This is a genomic window from Aeromonas taiwanensis, assembly GCF_000820165.1.
Taxonomy (GTDB): Bacteria; Pseudomonadota; Gammaproteobacteria; order Enterobacterales; family Aeromonadaceae; genus Aeromonas; species Aeromonas taiwanensis.
This window is the reverse complement of record NZ_CDDD01000001.1, coordinates 80405-100590: the sequence shown is the minus strand read 5'-3', so window position 1 is coordinate 100590 and position 20186 is coordinate 80405. Positions and strand designations below refer to the sequence as shown.

19 protein-coding genes and 3 tRNA genes are annotated in these 20186 nt (G+C 62.5%); 7 read left to right on the top strand and 15 right to left on the bottom strand.

From position 1 onward, the window contains the following. The first annotated feature begins 86 nt into the window (after nt 1-86). From BN1136_RS00480 to cyoE, 3 genes are all read left to right on the top strand, one after another. Nucleotides 87-569, top strand: a complete 483-nt coding sequence (locus BN1136_RS00480; protein ID WP_043762930.1) for a hypothetical protein — start codon at nt 87-89, stop codon at nt 567-569. 94 nt (nt 570-663) lie between these two features. Then, nucleotides 664-1665, top strand: coding sequence for a COX15/CtaA family protein (locus BN1136_RS00475; protein WP_231557815.1), 1002 nt, complete (start codon nt 664-666; stop codon nt 1663-1665). Next, nucleotides 1662-2567, top strand: coding sequence for a heme o synthase (gene cyoE / locus BN1136_RS00470; RefSeq protein WP_043807881.1), 906 nt, complete (start codon nt 1662-1664; stop codon nt 2565-2567). The genes BN1136_RS00475 and cyoE overlap by 4 nt, the downstream gene beginning before the upstream one ends. 112 nt (nt 2568-2679) lie before the next feature. On the opposite strand, the gene BN1136_RS00465 is transcribed toward cyoE, so the two are convergent. From BN1136_RS00465 to nhaC, 7 genes are all read right to left on the bottom strand, one after another. Then, on the bottom strand, nt 2680-4110 hold the full coding sequence (locus tag BN1136_RS00465; RefSeq protein WP_043762937.1) for a gamma-aminobutyraldehyde dehydrogenase: 1431 nt from the start codon (nt 4108-4110) through the stop codon (nt 2680-2682). A 29-nt stretch (nt 4111-4139) separates the two neighbouring features. After that, nucleotides 4140-4958: an ABC transporter permease gene (locus BN1136_RS00460; RefSeq protein WP_017779087.1), complete on the bottom strand. Its 819-nt coding sequence runs from the start codon at nt 4956-4958 to the stop codon at nt 4140-4142. Further along, a complete protein-coding gene (locus BN1136_RS00455) occupies nt 4948-5916 on the bottom strand; it encodes an ABC transporter permease (protein ID WP_052365700.1) in 969 nt (322 codons plus the stop codon). The genes BN1136_RS00460 and BN1136_RS00455 overlap by 11 nt, the downstream gene beginning before the upstream one ends. Next, complete coding sequence (locus BN1136_RS00450) at nt 5913-6926, bottom strand: ABC transporter ATP-binding protein (RefSeq protein WP_043762941.1); 1014 nt, start codon at nt 6924-6926, stop codon at nt 5913-5915. Before BN1136_RS00450 ends, BN1136_RS00455 begins: the two co-directional genes overlap by 4 nt. Nucleotides 6927-6994: 68 nt before the next feature. Further along, nucleotides 6995-8140: an ABC transporter substrate-binding protein gene (locus BN1136_RS00445; protein WP_043762943.1), complete on the bottom strand. Its 1146-nt coding sequence runs from the start codon at nt 8138-8140 to the stop codon at nt 6995-6997. 201 nt (nt 8141-8341) lie between these two features. Next, complete coding sequence (locus BN1136_RS00440) at nt 8342-9265, bottom strand: LysR family transcriptional regulator (protein WP_043762946.1); 924 nt, start codon at nt 9263-9265, stop codon at nt 8342-8344. A 105-nt stretch (nt 9266-9370) separates the two neighbouring features. Then, nucleotides 9371-10780 carry a Na+/H+ antiporter NhaC gene (gene nhaC, locus BN1136_RS00435; protein ID WP_043762948.1) on the bottom strand — a complete coding sequence of 470 codons (1410 nt, stop codon included), beginning with the start codon at nt 10778-10780 and terminating at the stop codon, nt 9371-9373. A gap of 302 nt (nt 10781-11082) precedes the next feature. Here nhaC and BN1136_RS00430 point away from each other — a divergent pair, with 302 nt between their 5' ends. Then, a complete protein-coding gene (locus BN1136_RS00430) occupies nt 11083-11292 on the top strand; it encodes a hypothetical protein (RefSeq protein ID WP_043763164.1) in 210 nt (69 codons plus the stop codon). Here BN1136_RS00430 and BN1136_RS00425 read toward each other — a convergent pair whose 3' ends face one another. The 7 genes from BN1136_RS00425 to rsmC form a co-directional block, all read right to left on the bottom strand. Continuing rightward, nucleotides 11293-11559, bottom strand: coding sequence for a late competence development ComFB family protein (locus BN1136_RS00425; RefSeq protein ID WP_043762951.1), 267 nt, complete (start codon nt 11557-11559; stop codon nt 11293-11295). Nucleotides 11560-11668: 109 nt separating this feature from the next. Beyond that, nucleotides 11669-11754: transfer RNA gene (locus BN1136_RS00420), tRNA-Leu, on the bottom strand. A gap of 71 nt (nt 11755-11825) precedes the next feature. After that, nucleotides 11826-11911 (bottom strand) — tRNA-Leu (locus BN1136_RS00415). 110 nt (nt 11912-12021) lie between these two features. After that, nucleotides 12022-12107: transfer RNA gene (locus BN1136_RS00410), tRNA-Leu, on the bottom strand. Nucleotides 12108-12223: 116 nt separating this feature from the next. Beyond that, nucleotides 12224-13684: a glycogen synthase GlgA gene (glgA, locus tag BN1136_RS00405; protein ID WP_043762956.1), complete on the bottom strand. Its 1461-nt coding sequence runs from the start codon at nt 13682-13684 to the stop codon at nt 12224-12226. Then, a complete protein-coding gene (gene glgC, locus BN1136_RS00400; protein WP_081843862.1) occupies nt 13674-14933 on the bottom strand; it encodes a glucose-1-phosphate adenylyltransferase in 1260 nt (419 codons plus the stop codon). The genes glgA and glgC overlap by 11 nt, the downstream gene beginning before the upstream one ends. A gap of 106 nt (nt 14934-15039) precedes the next feature. Then, a complete protein-coding gene (rsmC, locus tag BN1136_RS00395) occupies nt 15040-16068 on the bottom strand; it encodes a 16S rRNA (guanine(1207)-N(2))-methyltransferase RsmC (protein ID WP_043762963.1) in 1029 nt (342 codons plus the stop codon). A 278-nt stretch (nt 16069-16346) separates the two neighbouring features. Between rsmC and dapA the strand changes: the two genes are divergently transcribed. From dapA to BN1136_RS00380, 3 genes are all read left to right on the top strand, one after another. Then, a complete protein-coding gene (gene dapA, locus BN1136_RS00390; protein WP_043762966.1) occupies nt 16347-17219 on the top strand; it encodes a 4-hydroxy-tetrahydrodipicolinate synthase in 873 nt (290 codons plus the stop codon). Between the two features lie 95 nt (nt 17220-17314). Next, nucleotides 17315-18961 (top strand): sensor domain-containing diguanylate cyclase, encoded by a 1647-nt coding sequence (locus tag BN1136_RS00385; RefSeq protein ID WP_043762968.1) that lies wholly within the window; start codon nt 17315-17317, stop codon nt 18959-18961. A gap of 134 nt (nt 18962-19095) precedes the next feature. Beyond that, nucleotides 19096-19686 carry an HAD family hydrolase gene (locus tag BN1136_RS00380; protein ID WP_043762971.1) on the top strand — a complete coding sequence of 197 codons (591 nt, stop codon included), beginning with the start codon at nt 19096-19098 and terminating at the stop codon, nt 19684-19686. 139 nt (nt 19687-19825) lie between these two features. Here the strand turns inward: BN1136_RS00380 and hfq are convergent, their stop codons facing one another. Beyond that, the gene (hfq, locus tag BN1136_RS00375; protein WP_010675750.1) at nt 19826-20185 is read right to left on the bottom strand and encodes an RNA chaperone Hfq; all 360 of its coding nucleotides are present in this window, start codon (nt 20183-20185) and stop codon (nt 19826-19828) included. Between the last annotated feature and the right edge of the window lies 1 nt (nt 20186).

Below are 20186 nucleotides of genomic sequence, written 5' to 3'. Positions count from 1 at the left end.
AAGCACCGGGCTTATGCGGTGCAATGGCTCGGATTGGCGCTGGTGGTGCTGGTGGGCGGTCTGGTGCTAACGAGGAGGATGTCACCATGAATCCATGGCGTAGATGGCGCGTTCCCGTGCTCTTTGCTCTGGTGATCCTGCTGCCGGTGCTACTGGCGGCCCTGACCCTGAAGCAGGGCTGGTATGAAGCGGGCACCCGTAGCAAGGGGGTCTGGATGAATCAGGAGATCTATCTGCTGCCCCCCCTCCCGTCCCAGCAGAGCAAATGGCGGCTGGTCTATCTGGCGGCCCGAGAGTGCGAGGGGCTGTGCCGCCAGGTGCCGGAGTTGATGGCGCGGATCCAGACCGCACTGGGTCGCAATCTGGACAAGCTGGAGCTGGTACAACTGCCCCCTCGAAGTGGTACGGATGGCGAGGTGAGGGTGGGCGACATGCTGCTGGTGGACTCGCAGGGGCTGGCCATACTGCGTTACGAGGTCCCTGCCAGCACGGCGCAATGGCCGCTGTTTGGCAAGTCTGTGCTGTCGGATCTGCAGCAGCTGCTCAAGTATCAGCGAGGCGTGCAATGAAGGCGGAGATCACGATGGGGGCGGGCGACATGGCCCTGTCCGTTGCATAACCCGGAACCTGGCGTCGGCGAGGTAGCCTATGAAGATCCAGAAGATGTTGGCATCCATGGCCATAGTGCTGGCGGTGCTGGTGATCATGCTCGGTGCCTACACCCGCTTGACGGATGCCGGGCTGGCCTGTCCAGACTGGCCAGGTTGTTACGGCTCCCTGGCCATCCCCCACGCCGATCACGTCGAGCAGGCGGCCCAGCGTTACCCTGACAGCCCGCTAGTGCCTCACAAGGCGCGCAGCGAGATGGTACACCGCTACTTGGCCGGTGTGCTGGGGTGCCTGATTGCGGCCCTGTTCGCGCTGAGCTGGCGCGCAGGCGGTCGTCTGCGTCTGCTGTCGGGCACCTTGCTGGCGCTGGTGGTGGGGCAGGCGACGCTGGGCATGTGGACAGTGACCCTGGCACTGCATCCCCTGGTCGTCACCACCCATCTGCTGGGTGGGTTCACCATCCTGACTCTGCTGTGGCTCTATCGCCTCGCACTGGCGCGCCCGTCGGCGCCCCCCCGCAGCCACCATGGCCAGGGATTGCCCTGGCTGGGGAGCGCCGCCTGTGGCGTGTTGCTACTGCAGATTGCACTGGGAGGTTGGACGTCGGCGAACTACGCCGCCATGGCCTGCGTCGAGTTGCCATTCTGTCAGGGGGATTGGCAGGATCAGCTGCATTGGGAAGAGGCCTTCCACCTGCCGCTGGGGCATACCAGCTATGAATTCGGAGTGCTGAGCAAGGAGGCGCGTCAGACCATCCATATCGCCCATCGTCTGGGCGCCCTGGCTACCGCCCTGCTGGTGGGCGGTTTTGCCCTCGCCCTGATCCGCCAGAGGGCTTCTCTGCGGTGGCTCGGCGGGCTCTTGCTGGTCCTGCTGCTCGCCCAGATTGCGTTGGGGCTGGCGAACGTTCATCTGGCCTTGCCGCTGGCCAATGCACTCGCGCACAACCTGGTGGCGGCCCATCTGCTGGTGTGCTGTGTCCTGGCCCGTGGGTGCTTATCTCGCCCCCATGGTCCTCCCGTGCTGTCGCCCGTGGTGGCCAGGAGCCGGATATGAATGGCAAACCGCTGGCACAACGTGTCGCTCCCCGGCTGTGGCGGGACTATTACCAGTTGACCAAGCCCAAGGTAGTGGCGTTGCTGTTGCTGACGGCCTGGGTGGGCATGCTGCTGGCCGAGCCGACGCAGGCCTCTCTGGACGAGATGGTGCTGGGGTTGGGGGGAATAGGGCTGCTCGCCGCCGGGGCGGCGGCCATGAATCACTCCCTTGACCACGGTATCGATGCCCGGATGCGCAGGACGCGCTGGCGCCCGGTGGCCAGGGGAAGGATAGGACCGGGGCAGGCGATGACCTTCGCCGCCTCGCTGGCCCTGCTGGGATTTGTGCTGCTTTATTGGGGGGTGAATCCTCTGACCGCCTGGCTGACCCTGGCCAGCCTCCTCGGTTATGCGGTCGTCTATACCCTGCTGCTGAAGCGGGCGACCCCGCAGAACATCGTCATCGGCGGGCTGGCGGGTGCCATGCCGCCGCTGCTGGGCTGGACCAGCATCACTGGGCAGCTCTCGGCTGAGCCCTGGCTGCTGGTGATGATCATCTTTACCTGGACGCCTCCCCACTTCTGGTCCCTGGCCATCCATCGGCGTGATGACTATGCCGGCGCCGATATCCCCATGCTGCCGGTCACCCATGGCATCGGATTCACCAAGACGGCCATCCTGCTCTATCTGCTGATCCTGACTCTGGTCTGTCTGTTGCCCTACCTGATAGGCATGTCCGGGCTCATCTACCTGGTCGGTAGCCTGGGGTTGAACCTCGTATTCTGCTGGCATGGTTGGCTGTTGAAGTACGGGGAGCGGCCCGGTCAGGCGATGCGCACCTTCCGCTTCTCCATCTATCACCTGATGCTGCTGTTTGGTCTGCTGATCCTGGATCACCACTGGCTGTGGCGATTGTCGTGACGCCGATGGGAGCCAGGACAAGGTGAATGGCGGCTCAGTATCTGCGTACTGCCTTGACGACATCAAACAAGATGGCCCCTCAGGGCCATCTTGTTTTCAGGGAGGCAGGAGCCTAGAGCTTGACCATGATGTGGCGCGGCACAGTGTAATCTTCCAGCGCGTAGAGGGAGAGATCCTTGCCGTAGCCTGACATCTTCATGCCGCCGTGGGGCATCTCGGAGGTGAGCATGAAGTGGGTGTTGATCCAGGTGCAGCCGTACTGCAGGTGGCTGGCCACCTTGCTGGCAAGGCCGAGATCCCGTGTCCAGACCGAGCTGGCGAGGCCGTAGTCCGAGTCGTTGGCCCACTGCACCACCTGCTCGGCGTCGCTGAAGCGGGTCACCGACACCACGGGGCCGAATACCTCCCGGCGCACGATCTCATCCTCCTGACGGGCATGGGCGATCAGGGTCGGCTCGAAGAAGAAGCCGTTGCCGGGGCGGATCTTGCCCCCCGCCGTCACCTCAACATGACCGCTGCTCTGGGCCCGCTCCACGAAGCTGGCCACCCGGTTGCGCTGCCGGTCCGAGATGAGCGGCCCCATCTCCACCCCCTCCTCGCGTGGGCCGCCCACCTTGATGGAGGTCACCGCATCCGTCATGGCGGCGACGAACTTGTCGTAGATCTTGCCCTGGGCATAGATGCGGCAGGCGGCGGTGCAGTCCTGGCCGGCGTTGTAGAAGCCGAAGGTGCGGATGCCCGCCACCACGGCCTCCAGATCCGCATCGTCGAAGATGATGACCGGCGCCTTGCCCCCCAGCTCAAGGTGGGTGCGCTTCATGGTGCGAGCGGCGCTCTGCAGGATCTTCTGGCCGGTGGCGATGTCACCGGTCAGCGACACCATGCGTACCAGCGGGTGTTCCACCAGTGGTGCCCCCACGCTCTCGCCCCGGCCGCAGACGATGTTGATGACGCCGCGGGGGAAGAACTCGCTGGCCAGCTCCGCCAGGCGCAGGGCGGTGAGCGGGGTCTGTTCGGAGGGCTTGAGTACCACCGTATTGCCGGCGGCGAGCACGGGGGCCATCTTCCAGGCCGCCATCATCAACGGATAGTTCCAGGGGGCGATACTGCCCACCACGCCGATGGGATCGCGGCGGATCATGCTGGTGTGCCCCTCGATATACTCCCCGGCGAGCGGCCCCTGCAGGCAGCGGGCGGCGCCGGCGAAGAAGCGGAAGCAGTCCACCACCGCCGGCAGCTCGTCATTGAGCACCGCCAGATAGGGTTTGCCGCAGTTGAGGGATTCGAGCGCCGCAAACTCCTCGGCGTGGCGTTCGATGGCATCGGCCAGGCGCAGCAGCAGGGTACTGCGCTGAGCTGGTGTGGTGCGGCTCCACTGGGCGAAGGCGCGCTGGGCGCCGTTCACCGCCCGGTTCACCTGCTCGAACGAGGCTTCTGGCACCGAGGCGAGAAGCTCACCGGTGGCCGGGTTGAGGATGGGCTCGGCCTGGCCGTCACCGGTGACGAACTGACCGTCGATCAAGAGTTGGGTAGAGAGTTTCATGGTTGCATCCTTGCGCACGCGTTGAGTCGTTATTTGCCACTGCCGGCGACGTCCTGGCCGTCGCGGGTGAGGTAGTAGGCAAGCAGAATGGGAATGGTGGTGAAGGCCACTATGATGAGCGCCACCACGTTGGTGACCGGCCTGTCCCGTGGCCGGATCAGCTCCTGATACATCCAGATCGGCAGCGTGGTCTGCTGGCCGGCGGTGAAGGTGGTGACGATCACCTCGTCAAAGCTCAGCGCAAACGCCAGCATGCCCCCCGCCAGCAGCGCGGTGGCGAGGTTGGGCAGGATCACGTAGCGCAGGGTCTGGAAGCCGTCGGCACCGAGATCCATCGACGCCTCGATGAGGCTCTGGTTGGTGCGGCGAAAGCGTGCCAGGGCGTTGTTGTAGACCACCACCACGCAGAAGGTGGCGTGACCGATGACGATGGTCCAGAAGCTGAAGGGGATCTCCATCACCCCATAGGCGGAGCGCAGCGCGATGCCGGTGACGATGCCGGGCAGGGCGATGGGCAGCACCAGCAAGAGCGACACCACCTCCTGGCCGAAAAAGCGGCTGCGGGCGATGGCCCCCGCCGCCAGAGTGCCGAGCACCATGGCTACCAGGGTGGCGAGCCCGGCCACCTCCAGCGACAGCTGGATGGCGCGCCACACGTCGGGGCGGTTCAGGGTCACCTCGAACCACTTGAGGGTGAGCCCGGGGGGCGGGAACTGGTAGCTCTTGCTCTCGCTGGTGAAGGCGTAGAGGAAGATGAACAGGATCGGGAAGTGCAGGAACAGGAGGCCGCCGATGGCCGCGTACTTGAGCAGGCCGGATGGCTGGTTCGTAGAGGGATTAGAGCGCATCGAAGGCCCCCAGACGTTTTGCTATCGCCAGATAGATGGCAATGATGAGGATGGGCACCAGCGAGAAGGCGGCGGCGAAGGGCAGGTTGCCCGCCGTGCCCTGCTGCATGTAGACCACCTGGCCTATGTACATGGTGGAGTTGCCTATGATGCCGGGGATGATGTAGTCCCCCAGCGTCAGGGAGAAGGTGAAGATGGAGCCCGCCACCACACCGGGCAGGGCCAGCGGCAGGATCAGGGTGCGAAAGGTCTGGGCCGGGGTGGCGCCGAGATCGCCGCTCGCCTCCAGCAGGGAGCGCGGGATCCGCTCCACCGCTGCCTGGATGGGCAGGATCATGAAGGGCAGCCAGACATAGACGAACACGATGAAGGTGCCGATGCGCGAGAACGACAGCGACGGCCCCCCGATCACTGGCAGCGATAGGATGGCGTCCAGCAGCCAGTCCAGCCCCAGTGTATCCGCCAGCCAGCTGATGACCCCCTCCTTGGCCAGGATCAGCTTCCAGGCGTAGACCCGCACCAGATAGCTGGACCAGAGCGGCAACATGATGCCGACGTAGAACAGGGCCCGGGTCTTGCCGCTGGTGTAGCGCGCCATGTAGTAGGCCACCGGAAAGCCGAGCAGGGCGCAGGCCAGGGTCACCAGCAGGGACATGCCGACGGTGCGCAGGATCACGTCCAGGTTCTCTACCCGCAGCAGGGCGACGAAGTTCTGCAGGCCCAGCTCGTGGCGGATCTGGCCGCTGAACTCGTCCAGCCCGAAGAAGGCGTTGGAGAGCAGCATCAGCAGGGAGCCCACGTAGATGATGCCGAGCCAGAGCAGGGGCGGCCCGAGCAGGATGGCCAGCAGCAGGCCGGAGCGGCCGTAGAGCAGGGTAGAGAGGCGCCGCAGCGGCCTGACGCGAACGGAGTCGGTAGCGTGGCTCATGGCAAGGCTCGCACTGTGGGGGGCGCTCATGATTGAGCTCCCTGGTGGGCGGTGTGCAGACGATGGATCGCCTGTTCCGGCCAGCTGAGGCTGACCCGGGTGCCACGGGGCAGGCGGGCCTGGCCCTCGTTGGGATGGTTGACGATAAGCTCGAGCTGTTCACCGAGATCGACCCGGTAGCGCACGAAGGGGCCGAGGTACTCCACCTCGCGCACCTCCCCGGACCAGCCGGGCGTGCCGGCCTCGGCGAGGCGGATCCGCTCCGGGCGCACCATCATCTGGCGAGCATCACCGCACAGACGGCGGGCCTGCTCCCCTTCAAACAGGTTGACGGTGCCGACGAAGCGGGCGACGAAGGGGGTGGCGGGGGCGTCGTAGATGGTGTCCGGCGCGGCGATCTGCTCGATCTTGCCCTGATTGAAGATGCAGATGCGGTCGCTCATGGAGAGCGCCTCCTGCTGATCGTGGGTGACGAAGATGAAGGTGATGCCGAGCTGGCGCTGCAAGGCTTTGAGCTCGAGTTGCATCTGCTCGCGCAGCTTGAGGTCGAGCGCCCCCAGCGGCTCGTCCAGCAGCAGGATGCGCGGCTGGTTGATCAGCGCCCGGGCGATGGCGATGCGCTGGCGCTGGCCGCCGGAGAGCTGGCCGGGCTTGCGGTTGCCGACGCCGGGCAGGCGCACCAGCTCCAGCATCTCGTCCACCTTGCGATAGCGCTCCGCCTTGGCCACCCCCTTGAGCATCAGGCCGTAGCCTATGTTGTCGCGCACATCCATGTTGGGGAACAGGGCGTAGTCCTGAAACACGGTATTGAGGTTGCGATCGTAGGGGGGCACGGTGGAGCAGGGTTCACCGAACAGCCGGATCTCCCCCTCGCTCGGGTACTCGAAGCCCGCGATCATCCGCAGGCAGGTGGTCTTGCCGGAACCGCTCGGCCCCAGCAGGGTGAAGAACTCGCCGGCGGGGATCTGGAAGGAGATGTCGTCGACCGCCTTCACCTCGCCATAGTGGCGGCTGACCCGGTCAAATTGTACGGCTGTCATGGTACGTCCTTGTCTGTGGGAAGCGGGCCGGACTCCTGTCCGGCCCAGTGGTTACAGCATTGCCTGGATCAGCGGCCACCCAGGATGGCGATATAGTCCGAGACCCAGCGGTAGTAGGGCACACAGGTTCCCTGGCTCTTGCACTGGGAGACGGGGGTGCGCCAGAAGTGCACGCGATCGAAGTTGTCGATGCCGTTGGTCTTGCACCCTTCCGGGCCCAGCAGGGCATTGCCCTCGCAGGCGGCCGGCACCACGGGCACGGAACCGAACCAGGAGGCGAGATCCCCCTGCAGCTTGTTGTTGAGGGAGTGCTCCAGCCACTTATAGGCACAAGTGAGGTTCTTGGCCTCGCTGTGCACCATGCTGGTGTCGGCCCAGCCGGTGACGCCTTCCTTGGGCACTGTGGTAGCGACGGGCTGCTTGTCGGCGATCAGGGTATTGGCCTGGAACGGCCAGGAGCCGGAGGCCACCACCCCTTCGTTCTTGAAGTCGTCGATCTGGACGAAGGCGTCATGCCAGTAGCGTCCCACCAGCTGGCGTTGCTTGCGCAGCAGGTCGAGGGAGGCCTTGTACTGATCTTCGTTCAGCTCGTAGGGATCCTTGATGCCGAGCGCCGGCTGGTGGGTCATCAGATAGAGGGCGGCATCGGCGATGTGGATGGGGCCGTCAAACGCCTGCACCCGCCCCTTGTTGGACTTGCCATCTGCCAGGGTTTGCTCTTCGAACACCACGTTCCAGGAGTCCGGCGCCTTGGGGAACACCTTGGTGTTGTACATCAATATGTTGCCGCCCCACTGGTAGGGCACACCGTAATGTTTGCCGTCCACCGTGTGCCAGGGGGCATTCTGCAGCCGGGGATCAATTTTGCTGTAGCTCGGAATGAGCGCCAGATTGAGTGGCTGCACCTTGCCGCCGGCGATGAGGCGCAGGCTGGCGTCACCGGAGGCGGTCACCAGGTCGAAGCCCCCCTCGTTCATCAGCGCCACCATTTCGTCCGAGGTGGCGGCCGTTTTGACATTGACCTTGCAGCCGGTCTCTTTCTCGAAGCCGGTGACCCAGTCGTAGTTCTTGTCGGTCTCGCCGCGCTCCACGTAGCCAGCCCAGGCCACGATGTTGAGCTGGCCTTCACCCTTGCCGAGGGTGGTCGGGGCGGCCTGGGTCTGGCCGACCATCAGGACGGGGATCAGAGCCAGGGTCAGGGGGGTCAGTTTCATCTTGCTCTCCTTGCATGGGCGGGCACGGTTGTGGTGCCTCACTGACAATTAACATCATGTTAACCAGCCATGAGCGTAGGAGAAGCCGACAGTAATGAGAATTTCAATTTTTAACGGCTTAGGTATCTGAAAAATCAATACCGATTGCATATGAATCTGATTTTTGGTTGCAGCCCCCTAGTCAGTCGCACGGGGTCTGAGTCAGCGGGGGAGGGGCTGGCGTGACCGCAGCCGACTCTGGTCTCGCGCGATGTCGATGAACTCGCGGGCGGTCCACTCCAGTCGTGAACCCCGCCGCCACACCAGGCCGATATCGATGGCGGGGATGGGCTCCTTGATGGTGCGGGCCTCGACCCGCTCCTGCTCCAGGGACCAGGGACGATAGGCAAAATCCGGCAGCAGGGCGAGCCCTAGCTGGCTCGCTACCAGGCTGCGCACCGCTTCCACCGAGGCGGTGCGCAGCACGATGCGCGGCGCTATGCCATAGCGCCGCAGGCCGCCACCGATGATCTGGTCCAGCTGGTCGGCGGTCAGGGAGATCATGGGCTCTTCACCGAGCGCCTTGAGGGAGAGAGTCGACTCGGCGCAGAGGGGGTGGTTGGCGGCGAGCCAGACCCGCAACGGCGAGCGGGTCAGCAGTTCGGTATCGAATGCCTCCTGGCGGATGGTGCGGTTGGTCATCAGGATCCCTACATCCACCTCGCCGTTGACGATCTGATGCTCGAGGTAGGGCTGCTCGTCCTCCTTCACCTCTATCTGCACCGCGGGAAAGGCACGGCGAAAGCGGCCAAGGGCCTCCGACAGGTAGTAGCCGGCTACCAGCGTCGTCACCCCTATGGTGAGCTTTCCCTGATCCTGCTGGGCCACCGCCTTGAGAGACTGGCTGGCCTCTGTCATGGCGCCGAGGATGCGGCGGGCGTGGAGCAGAAACTGGTGGCCCTGGGTGGTGAGACTGACCCCGCGCGGATTGCGCTCGAACAGGGGGGCGCCGAGTTCGGTCTCCAGTTCGCGGATGGCGCTGGTGACCGCCGACTGGGAGATGTGCAGCTCGGCGGCGGCCCGACTGACGGAGAAGCTGTCGGCTACCGCCACGAAATAGCGGATCTGGCGAAAGGTGAAGTTCATCTGGGCATCCTGCCACGTGTGACCTGGGTGATGGCAAGCTTAACCTCGAATCGCGCCCAGACAAAAGGCGCCGTGCTGGCGCCTTTGTCGTGATTTTTCCTGCGGTTAGCGGGAACTGGCTGCCTCGATCACCGGCACCCGGGTCACCCCCTTGCCCAGATAGGCGAGGGTGATGGTCACTATGATGCAGGTGAAGCTGAGCCACATGTAGGGCAGATAGTCGAGGGTGGCAACCCCCAGCACGCCGGCCATGAAGATGCCGTTGTCGCTCCAGGGCACCATGCCGCAGGTGAGGGTGCCGCCAAACTCGGCGTTGCGGGAGAGGTTCTTGCGCGCCAGCCCCAGGCGGTCATAGTTCTTGGCCATGATCTTGGGGGTCAGGATCAGCGACACGTACATGGCCGAGCCGAATACGTTGGCCAGGAAGGCGGTGCCTATGGTGTGGGTGGTCAGGCTGCCGGCACCGTTGATGCGCTTCTCGAAGGCGCTGGCTATCACTTCCAGAATGCCGACCTTCTCCAGCAGACCGCCAAACCCCAAGCCGAAGATGATGACGGCCACGGATCCCAGCATGGACTCCATGCCGCCGCGCCCCAGTATGTTGTCGATGAAGTCGACGCCGGAGGTGATGGCAAACGGGCTGTAGGCGGAGTGCATCGCCTTCACCGGATCCATGTCCTGGAACAGGATGGCCCAGACAAGGCCCAGCAGGGCGCCGAAGCTGATCACCGGGAAGGCGGGCTTGCGGTTGGCCAACAGGCCCAGCACCAGCACCACGGGTACTATGGCCAGGGGGGTGATGTTGAACTGCTTGTCGAGGGCCTCCATCACCAGGTTGACCTGCTCCAGGCTGACGTTGCCGGAGTACTGCATGCCGACCACGGTGAACAGGGCGGCGGTGATGACGTAGGAGAACAGGCTGATGGGCAGCATCCCCTTGATGTGCTCCATCACGTCGACGTTGGACATGGTGGAGGCCAGCACCACGGAGTCGGAGAGCGGAGAGAGCTTGTCACCGAAGTAGACGCCGGAGAGCACGGCACCGGCGACCAGCGGTGCCGGGACTCCCAGGCTGTGGCCGATCCCCATCATGGCGATGCCAGCGGTGGCGGCCGAGCCCCAGGAGGTGCCGGTGGCCAGGGAAGTGAGGGAGCAGATGAGCAGGGTCGCCAGCAGGAAGATGGAGGGGTGTATCACCTTGAGGCCGAAATAGATGATGCTGGGGACGATGCCGCCGGCAATCCAGGTACCGACCAGAGCACCGACGGAGATCAGTATCAGGATGGCCCCCATCCCCTTGGCGACGCCATCGACGGCGGCCTGCTCCAGGGATTTGTAATCGTGACCCAGCTTGATGCCGAGCCCCATGATGACGAACCAGGCGATGAACAGGGCCAGCTGGATCGGCAGATCGAGCACGCTGGTGAAGGAGAAGGCCAGGGCCAGGAAAATGGCCAGGCAGGCAAACACCTGCAGCATGCTCGGCAATCGGATGTGGTTGTGTTGGTTTTGCATAGATACGTCCTAAACTCTTGCTCGCCAAGGTCGGTCCCTCTCGTCCTGTGGATACACGTATCCCGAGGGGCCCACCCAAAAGAGGGCGCAATCTACCATAAACAGAAGGTATGAATTTCCAACTTATTTATCAAAAATGTATTTTTGTTTGATAAATCTACAAAATTGTTGATCTGAACGAGGTTTCTTTCATCTCTGGGAGCCGTCGCTCAATTGAGGAAAACCCATAGAAAAGTCCGATTGCGCCCCTGCTGATAGCAAGTGATAATCATTATCATCTTTGTGCTGTGGGTATCATGACCATGATCTGGATAGTGCGCTGTCTTCTATTGGCGGGTTTGCTGCTGACCTTGGCCTGGGCTCAGGAGAGGGCATACGGTCTGTGGAGCCTGGGCTTCTTGCTGGCAGCCTGGGTCATGGTGGAACCCAGGCTGAGGCCGGCGCTGATCCTGCTGCCGGTGGCCGGTATGACGGGGGTCGTCACCCTGCTCTGGCAGCAGAGCTGGATGTAGTCAGCGAGCGGGGACGGCCTGGATCTGGTCATAGGCCCGGCGCAGCGATGCAATGACCTTCTGCTCCATCTCGGTGCGCTCGGCCTCGGTGGTGAAGTAGAGCATGTCTACCTCGTGACGGATGTAGTGGGAGGGAAGCTGATTGAGGGCCAGACAGCAGAGGTCGGCAAGCTGGTGTGCGGGCAGCGTGCGATCCAGCCCCTGTTTCTCTATTTCCTTGAGCACCAGATGTTCGTAGAAGTTGTGAATGTCGGTATCCAGGATCATATGCATTCCTTGGCATGACGATGGGCGGTGAGTCGTCAAAAGCATAGTCATAACAAGGGGTAAAAACAAAAGGCCCGTCACTTTCGTGATGGGCCTTTTGCATAATGAATGGTGCGAAGAGAGGGACTCGAACCCTCACATCCGTGGGACACTAACACCTGAAGCTAGCGCGTCTACCAATTCCGCCACCTTCGCACACTGATTTTTTCCAGCTGGTTTTTAAATGCGGTTGGAGCGCATTGCTCTGTGTTTACATGTCAGAATCATGGTGCGAAGAGAGGGACTCGAACCCTCACACCCGGGGGGCACTAACACCTGAAGCTAGCGCGTCTACCAATTCCGCCACCTTCGCACATCGGGTTATCAGTCTGGATTTACATGCTGTCTGATAAAAGCATGGTGCGAAGAGANNGGGTTATCAGTCTGGATTTATATGCCGTCTGATAAGAGCATATTGCAGTATGGTGCGAAGAGAGGGACTCGAACCCTCACATCCGTGGGACACTAACACCTGAAGCTAGCGCGTCTACCAATTCCGCCACCTTCGCATCACTGCGGTGGGGGATTCTATAGAGTTTTGGGGGGGCGTCAACAGCCAAAAGGGACTTTTTTCGCTGTTGACGGATAAAGCTGCATCAAGGGCACAAAACTTCAGCAATAGGGGTCAGTTCGTGGCCAGTGCATCGCGATACATCTGCTCGTACAGGGGGACGGAGTCCGCCCAGTCGAAGCGGGTGTTCATGGCGTTGTGCTGGATCCTGGCGAAATGCTCGGGCTCTTGCAGGTAGTGGAGCAGGCTGCGCCGCATGGCATCGAGCAGGGTGCTGGCGGTGGGATCGTTGAAGCAGAACCCGGTCGCGTGTTCGGGGTTGGCATCCCAATCCACCACAGTATCTTTCAAACCGCCGACGGCCCGCACCAGCGGCAGGGTGCCATAGGCCAGACTGTACATCTGGTTGAGTCCGCACGGCTCAAACAGGGAGGGCATCAGGAAGAAGTCGGCGCCAGCCTCCACCAGGTGGGCCAGGCGGTCGTCATAGGCGTTGATAAAGGCAAACTTGTCTGGATGCTGCTGGGCAATGGCCTGCAACTGGGCGGCGAGAGAGGGATCGCCAGAGCCTACTATCACCACCTGGACCCGGTGTTGCAGGAACTTGTCCAGGGTCGGGATCAGCAGGTGCACCCCCTTCTGTTCGGTCAGCCGGCATACCATGCCATAGATGGGCAGATCGTCGACGGGCAGCCCCGTCTCCTGTTGCAAGACGCGCTTGCAAACGTGTTTTCCGGCCAGGTTGTCGGCGTCATAGGTAGCGGGCAGCAAGGGATCGCTTGAGGGATCCCAGTCGTGATAGTCACACCCGTTGAGGATGCCTCTCAGGTCGGCTGCGCGCTGCTGGAAGACGCTGGCCATGCCGTGGGCCCCGAGGTGGGTCAGCAGCTCGCTGGCGTAGTTTGGGCTCACCGCATTGATCTTGTCCGCATAGAGCACCCCGCACTTGAGCAGGTTGATGTGACCGTAGTCGTAGTTGATCCGCCGCTCGTAGTCGCTGATCTCCGGCACGGCCCAGAATTGCTGGCGGTCGAACACCCCCTGAAAGGCGGCGTTGTGGATGCTGATGACCGATCGGGTGCGCTGGAAGAAGGGGTTGTGGGCATGGCGTGTCTTGAGCAACAGCGGCAGCAGGCCGGTATGCCAGTCGTTGCAGTGGACGATGTCGGGAGCAAAACCCAGCTGTTCACAGGCATGGAGGGCCGCTGCAGCCAGGAAGGCAAAACGCTCGCCGTTATCGGGATAGGCCTGATTGTTCTCGGCGTAGAGCTGAGGGCGGTCGAAATACTGCGGGCAATCGATCAGATAGACACAGATTCCGTCCAGATCCAGCTGATGGATACGATAATCGATGTCGCTGCTGTCCTGCGGAGTGGGCAGCCATCGCGAGGCGAGCAGGGTGGCTTCGTCCCGGCGTTTGATGGTCTTGTAGAAGGGTAGAATGATGCGCACATCGTGGCCCTCCCGGGCGAGATGCAGCGGTAGGGCCTTGGCGACATCCGCCAGGCCCCCGGTCTTCACCAGCCCCTCGACCTCCGAGGCTACAAACAGGATTTTCAGTGGGTTAATAGCCAACTCTTGCTCCCTTAGGTACCACGACGATACCGCCTTCGGACACGGTAAACCTTTCTCTGTCATGGTCCAGATTCTCACCGATCACGGTGCCGGGTGCAATTTCAACGTTTTTGTCGATGATAGCGCGCCGAATTGAGCAGCCCTCACCGATTTTCACATCCCCGAGCAGCACGGATTCGCTGATGTGGCTGCAGGGGCCTATATTGCAGCGGAATCCCAGAATGGATCGCTGGATCTGGCTGCCCTGAATGAAACAGCCGCCAGAGATCAGAGAGTTGGCGATCTTGACCTTGCAGTCATCGGTGTCGATGAAGGTGGCGGGGGGCAGAGGCGGATAGTGGGTGTGCAGCGGCCACTTGCGGTTGTAGAGGGAGAAGGGGGCATCGTCTGCCACCAGGTCCATGTGTGCCTGCCAATAGGAGTCGAGTGTCCCCACATCGCGCCAGTAGACGTTGGGCTTCTCCCCCGGGATCACGTTGGTACTGTAGTCGTAGACATAGACAGGGGCACGGGGGAACAGGCTGGGGATGATGTCCTTGCCGAAATCGTGGCTGGAGTGCTCCTCGGCGGCATCCCGCTTGAGCTCGCGATAGAGAGCCTCGGTCTCGAAGATGTAGTTGCCCATCGACACCAGCGCCTGGGTGGGATCGCCGGGGATGTGTTTCGGGTGCTTCGGCTTCTCCTCGAAGCCGATCATGCGCCCTTCCTGATCCACCTCGATCACCCCGAAGGCGCTCGCTTCCTCGATGGGCATGCGCAGTGCCGCGACGGTCAGGGCGGCGGCCTTCTGTTTGTGGAAGCTCACCATCTGGCTCACGTCCATCTTGTAGATATGATCGGAGCCGAAGATGCAGACGTGCTCGGGATCGGAGATCTCGATGAAGCGCAGGTTCTGGTAGATGGCGTCCGCGGTGCCGTCATACCAGCGCTTGCCCATCCGCATCTGGGCCGGAATGGGGTCGATGAAGCGGTCGGTGATGCCGACGATGTTCCAGCCTTTCTTCATATGCAGGTAGAGAGACTGGGACTTGAACTGGGTCAGCACGTAGATGCGCAGGAAGTCGGCGTTGACGAAGTTGTTGAGGACGAAGTCGATCAGGCGGTAACTGCCGCCGAAGGGGACCGAGGGTTTGCTGCGGGTGGTGGTCAGTGGCTGCAGCCGGGTGCCTTCACCGCCAGCCAGTATCATGGTGAGTATGCCTGCCATCGTCTTTCTCTCCCTGAATTCATGCCTTGAAAAGGTTTTCATGTTGCTGCGAAAAAACACCCCTAAAGGGGTGGTAAACGTTTTCTTGGTACCTTAACAGATCCCTTCTGGCACTCTCTACTTGTTTTATTACAACCGTTGCACTTATTTAAGCTTTGCTCAGATACACCTTGAATTTGGCATCGCCCGCGATCACCCCGGTCTGTCTGAAATGCGCTTCCAGTATAGGCTGGTATCTCAGGAAGGCGTTGGCGACTATGGTCAGTGCACCGTCGCGGGCCAGATAGTCGGGGGCTTTGGCCAGGAAGGTTTCGGTGGCGGCATAGAAGGTCTTGAGTCCGGCATGGAAGGGGGGATTCGAGACGATGTGTTGGAATCTTTCGTCAATATCGGAGTACACGTCGGAAGCATGGACGCGCCCGGTCAGGCCGTTGACCGCCAGGGTGCGGCGACTGGACTCCAGCGCCAGGGCGTTGATATCCACCATGGTGACGGCCAGGTCAGGATTGCGCCTGGCCAGGACCGAGCCGATGACGCCAGCGCCGCAGCCAAAGTCGAGCAGCTTGCCCGCCATGGGGGGCAGGCTGGCCAGCAGCATCTGGGTGCCGAGGTCCAGGCCGTCGGCGCTGAAGACACCTGGTAGGGCCATGACGGTCAGGGCGGTGTCGCCCGCCTGGCACTCGTAGCGGCTGAACCAGGCATCCAGCTCGAACGGGGCGACCGGCTTGTTGAGCACGCCGTGGAAAAGGGAGCAGCGGCGTGCCGAGTCTCGCTTGACCGGTTTTTCCCCGTAGGGGGCCAGCAGCTTGTCGGCGCCGTTGATGCCGCCCCGGTTTTCGCCAGCCAGGAACAGGTCGGCACCGCTCTCCAGCAGCGGCGTCATCATGGCGAGCAGGTACTGCGCCTCGGCCTTGGCCTTGGGCATCAGCAGCAGCAGGGCGTCGAAGCGAGGGGCTCCGCCGATCTGGTGACCGAACTGGATGGCCTCTCCCAGCACGCTATGCTGGCTTCGGTAGTAGCAGTAGTCGGTGGTGAAGACGGTCAGGGAATCGGCCAGTTCGGCCAGTTGCCGGGGGTAGTCGTCCTCCAGGGCGCCGCACACCAACAGCCGCTTGCCGACAAAGAGGGCTTGGTTACGTTCCAGCATCTGGCTGACGACACTGACAGGACGGCTCATTGGGACTCTCCACGCATTTTGGGGCGGCTATTATACATGGCTGCTTTCGCCTTGACATTTATGCCGTGTTCCCGAAATATGCCAAGACACCTTATTTACCCAGAGATGATGCAATGCGGTCATGCGTATCGAAACGAAAGCATAAACACAGCCTGACATTCGGGCCTGCTGGCGTGCGCGCGTAACCTCTCATCCCTGAGACGATTCAAGCCCCGGTAGCGACCCCCGTACCGGGGCTTTTTATTGGCCAATTCATTTGTTTAGGAGAAGGAAATCCCATGTTTCAAGGTTCGATAGTCGCCCTGATCACCCCATTTCGACAGGGCCAGCTGGACGAGGCCGCACTGACTCGCCTGGTGGAGTGGCACATAGAGCAGGGGACCCATGGCATAGTGCCGGTCGGCACGACGGGGGAGAGCCCGACCCTGACCCACGACGAGCATTGCCGCGTGGTCGAGCTGGTGGTCAAGCAGGTGGCGGGGCGCATTCCCGTCATCGCCGGTGCCGGGTCCAACAACCCGGTCGAAGCCATTGAATATACCCGTTACGCCGAACAGGCCGGCGCGGATGCGACCCTGCATGTGGCGGGGTACTACAACCGTCCCAACCAGGAGGGGCTCTATCACCACTTCAAGGCGGTGCATGACGCCACCACCAAGCCCATCATCGTCTACAACATTCCGCCCCGTGCCATCGTCGACGTGCAACCGGCAACCCTGGCCCGTCTGGCCGAGCTGCCGCGCATCGCCGGCGTGAAGGACGCCACCGGCGATCTGGCCCGCCCCTGGGTGGAGCGTCAGCTCATCAAGAAGCCCTTTGCCTGGCTCTCCGGTGAAGATGCCACCGCCGTGGCCTACAACATCGGCGGTGGTCAGGGTTGCATCTCGGTCACTGCCAACGTGGCCCCCAAGCTGGTGGCCGAAGTCCAGAACCTGGCCCTGGCCGGCGAGTGGCAGGCCGCCCGCGAATTGCAGGACAAGCTCATTCCGCTGCACCAGGCCATGTTTGCCGAGCCGAGCCCGGCGGGCGCCAAGTATGCGGTCTCCCTGCTGGGGCTGTGCAGCGAGGAGTGCCGCCTGCCGGTGATGCCGCTGTCGGATGCCACCCGCGAGCGGATCCGCAGCGCCATGCAGGCCTTGAATCTGCTGTAAAAACTGAGCTCTGGATCTCGCTTTTGATTGTCCGGTCAATTAATGGCCGGGCTTTGCCGATATACTCGCTTGGATACAACCAAGGATGATTTGGCATGAAAGAATGGGATCCGGAGCACTTCACCAGTTTTGAACATCTCTGTGAAGTGACGCTGTCTGCGGTCAGAGAAAAGACCGAGGCCGAACAGATCTATCTGTGGCTGCGGGCTCCGACGGCCCAGCTCTATCACTATCGCCCCGAACAGGGGTTGCTCTGCCTGAGCGCCGACAACCTGGCCTCCCTCGAACTGCCCATCCTCTTCATCGAACAGTCCCTCGAACTCGGCCAGCTGCTGGTGGAGCCGCTCGCGCCGACTCATGCCATCTGGGATAGCGTGGAGCCGGAGTTCCCGCGCCTGCGGGCCTGTTTCCCCCTCAAACGCCACAAGGGATTGGAGGCCGTGGTCTATCTGGAGACCCGGCGCCGTCTCGATCGCCTGCCCCGACGCCAGCAGCAGAGCATCCAGTTGCTGATGCACTATCTTGCCGCCGAGCTGGAGAGCCGGCGACTCGCGGGGCAAGTCGATCAGGAGCGGGATCAGCGGCTCCACACCCAGGCCGATCTCGTGCGCAGCCAGGCCCTGCAGGACTCCTTCCTCAGCATGCTGCAGGCGCTGCATCAGGTGGGGGTCAAGCTCTCCCGCTGCGAAAGCGAGGATCGTCTGCTGCACGATGCAGTGGCACTTGCCCGCCAGGAGTTGCAGTTTGACCGCATCGCCATTTTCCTGACGGACAGCGAATTCAAGACCATGCACGGCACCTGGGGCACCAACGAGGCGGGTGAGCTCATCGACGAGCGCCATTTCATCAGCCCCATTCCGGATCACCCCACGGTGCAGGAGGCGCTGCGACGAAAAGACTATGTCCTGGTGCTGGAGGACACGCCTCTCTATTACGAGAAACAGGAGGTGGGTCGCGGCTGGAACGCCATGGTGTCGCTCTGGGACGGGAGTACCCCCATCGGCTGGATCGCCGCCGACAACCTGCTCTGGCGGCGTCCCCTCAAAACGTACCAGAGCGAGATCTTCAAGCAGTATGCCGCCGTGCTCTCCCAACTGCTGATCCGCCAGCGCACCCAGGCCAAGCTGGAGCGCTTCAACCGGGATCTGGAACTGCGGGTGCAAGAGCGAACCCGGCAGCTGGCCGACACGAACCGGGCGCTGGAAGAGGCGAACCGGCGTCTCTCCCTCTTGTCCCTGGAGGATCCCCTGACCGGGATCGCCAACCGCCGCCAGTGGGATATCACCATGGAGCGGGAGTGGGAGCGGGCACGCCGCCACCAGGGGGTCCTGGCAGTGCTGATGATCGACGTGGACGAGTTCAAGTCCTACAACGATCACTTCGGCCACGGCAAGGGGGATCAGTGTCTGCAGCGGGTCGCGGCCCTGCTGCAGGAGACGGAGCGGCGGCGCACCAACCTGGTGGCCCGCTATGGCGGGGAGGAGTTCGTGATCCTGCTGTGTACCCCGCAACCGGGGGAGGCGGAGCGGCTGGCGGAGCAAATCCATCGGGGCTTGTCTGCGCTGCAGATCCCGCATCCCGCATCCCGGGTGGCACCTCAGCTCACGGTCAGCATCGGCTTCAGCTATCTCGTCCCCTCATCGGACAAGGGGTGGCAGACCCTCACCGAGCAGGCGGATCAGGCGCTCTATCATGCCAAGTCCCAGGGACGGGCCCGTACCCTGGCCTATCTGTCGGGCTGACCCGTTGTCGAAGGCCCTCCCTCTGGGGGACGAGATTAATGCGGTGGCAAGCGTTTATCGCCATCTGGCACATGGCGATGCCCCCCGGCTCTGGCTAGAATGAAGGCCCATTTTCGACAGACAGATCCTGCACCATGACCCTATCCGGATTTCAAGGCCTGGTTTTCGACCTCGACGGTACCCTGGTGGATTCCATGCCGTTGCACCTGGCCGCCTGGGAGCACACCGCCCGCGAGTTTGGTTTTCAGTTCGATGCCGACTGGTTCTATGAACTGGGGGGCATGCCCAGCCGCAAGATAGCCCTGCTGGTGGCCGAGGTGCAGCAAGTGGCACTGGATCCGCTGGTGGTGACCCGCTGCAAGACGGAACACTACGTGGCCAACCTGCACAAGGCGACCCCTTTCCCGGCCATGCTGGATCTGGTCGAGCGCTATCACGGTCGCATTCCCATGGGGATCGGGACCGGCTCCCCCCGCATCAATGCCGAGGCAGTACTGCGCAATACCGGGCTCGATCGCTATTTCCCCGTGGTGGTCACCGCCGACGACGTGGATCTGCACAAACCCCATCCGGATACCTTCCTGCTGGTTGCACGCCGCCTGGGTGTGGAGCCGGGTCAATGTCTGGTGTTCGAGGATACGGGTATAGGTGCGCAGGCCGGTGAGGCCGCGGGCATGCAGGTCTGCATGGTCAGAGAGGGAATGCCGGTCGGGCTGACCTACTGATCATGGCGTGACGGCCATGAGCGCCGAAGCGGAGGAGAAGACCCACTCTCATACGGGACAGGCAAAACATGAGAGTGGGGATCTTGGGGAGGTCACTGGCTGACGCAGCGACACGCCCGGCGGAGGAAGAAGGCGAGCATTACTGCTCGCTGCTGCCACCCTGATTGTCGTCATAGCGGCTCGGGGCACCGTGGGGGCGCGGCGCCATGGAGACGCGCGGTTTGCGGGCGCGCTGGATGCTGACCGCAGGGCGGCCGGAGTGCATGGCGATGGTGGAAATCTTGGCCTTGTAGACCAGTTGCTGGTTGCCGTGTGCATCTGTCAGCAGCACGCTGTACTGATCGAAGCCGCTGATGGTCCCCTCCAGCTTGATGCCGCTTACCAGGAAGATGGCGACCTGGCTGCGGTTCTTGCGCAACCAGTTGAGGGCGGAATCTTGCCCGTTCCCGAGGGAGAAGGCCTGCTCAATGGTGGAGTAGCTTGGGGATTCGGTTGTCATA

Excerpts from the sequence above, each read along its gene's own strand:
- BN1136_RS00480 (WP_043762930.1), top strand. The coding sequence starts at position 87 with ATGAATCCATGGCGTAGATGGCGCGTTCCCGTGCTCTTTGCTCTGGTG.
- BN1136_RS00475 (WP_231557815.1), top strand. The coding sequence starts at position 664 with ATGTTGGCATCCATGGCCATAGTGCTGGCGGTGCTGGTGATCATGCTC.
- cyoE (WP_043807881.1), top strand. The coding sequence starts at position 1,662 with ATGAATGGCAAACCGCTGGCACAACGTGTCGCTCCCCGGCTGTGGCGG.
- BN1136_RS00465 (WP_043762937.1), bottom strand. The coding sequence starts at position 4,110 with ATGAAACTCTCTACCCAACTCTTGATCGACGGTCAGTTCGTCACCGGT.
- BN1136_RS00460 (WP_017779087.1), bottom strand. The coding sequence starts at position 4,958 with ATGCGCTCTAATCCCTCTACGAACCAGCCATCCGGCCTGCTCAAGTAC.
- BN1136_RS00455 (WP_052365700.1), bottom strand. The coding sequence starts at position 5,916 with ATGAGCGCCCCCCACAGTGCGAGCCTTGCCATGAGCCACGCTACCGAC.
- BN1136_RS00450 (WP_043762941.1), bottom strand. The coding sequence starts at position 6,926 with ATGACAGCCGTACAATTTGACCGGGTCAGCCGCCACTATGGCGAGGTG.
- BN1136_RS00445 (WP_043762943.1), bottom strand. The coding sequence starts at position 8,140 with ATGAAACTGACCCCCCTGACCCTGGCTCTGATCCCCGTCCTGATGGTC.
- BN1136_RS00440 (WP_043762946.1), bottom strand. The coding sequence starts at position 9,265 with ATGAACTTCACCTTTCGCCAGATCCGCTATTTCGTGGCGGTAGCCGAC.
- nhaC (WP_043762948.1), bottom strand. The coding sequence starts at position 10,780 with ATGCAAAACCAACACAACCACATCCGATTGCCGAGCATGCTGCAGGTG.
- BN1136_RS00430 (WP_043763164.1), top strand. The coding sequence starts at position 11,083 with ATGATCTGGATAGTGCGCTGTCTTCTATTGGCGGGTTTGCTGCTGACC.
- BN1136_RS00425 (WP_043762951.1), bottom strand. The coding sequence starts at position 11,559 with ATGATCCTGGATACCGACATTCACAACTTCTACGAACATCTGGTGCTC.
- glgC (WP_081843862.1), bottom strand. The coding sequence starts at position 14,933 with ATGAAAACCTTTTCAAGGCATGAATTCAGGGAGAGAAAGACGATGGCA.
- rsmC (WP_043762963.1), bottom strand. The coding sequence starts at position 16,068 with ATGAGCCGTCCTGTCAGTGTCGTCAGCCAGATGCTGGAACGTAACCAA.
- dapA (WP_043762966.1), top strand. The coding sequence starts at position 16,347 with ATGTTTCAAGGTTCGATAGTCGCCCTGATCACCCCATTTCGACAGGGC.
- BN1136_RS00385 (WP_043762968.1), top strand. The coding sequence starts at position 17,315 with ATGAAAGAATGGGATCCGGAGCACTTCACCAGTTTTGAACATCTCTGT.
- BN1136_RS00380 (WP_043762971.1), top strand. The coding sequence starts at position 19,096 with ATGACCCTATCCGGATTTCAAGGCCTGGTTTTCGACCTCGACGGTACC.
- hfq (WP_010675750.1), bottom strand. The coding sequence starts at position 20,185 with ATGACAACCGAATCCCCAAGCTACTCCACCATTGAGCAGGCCTTCTCC.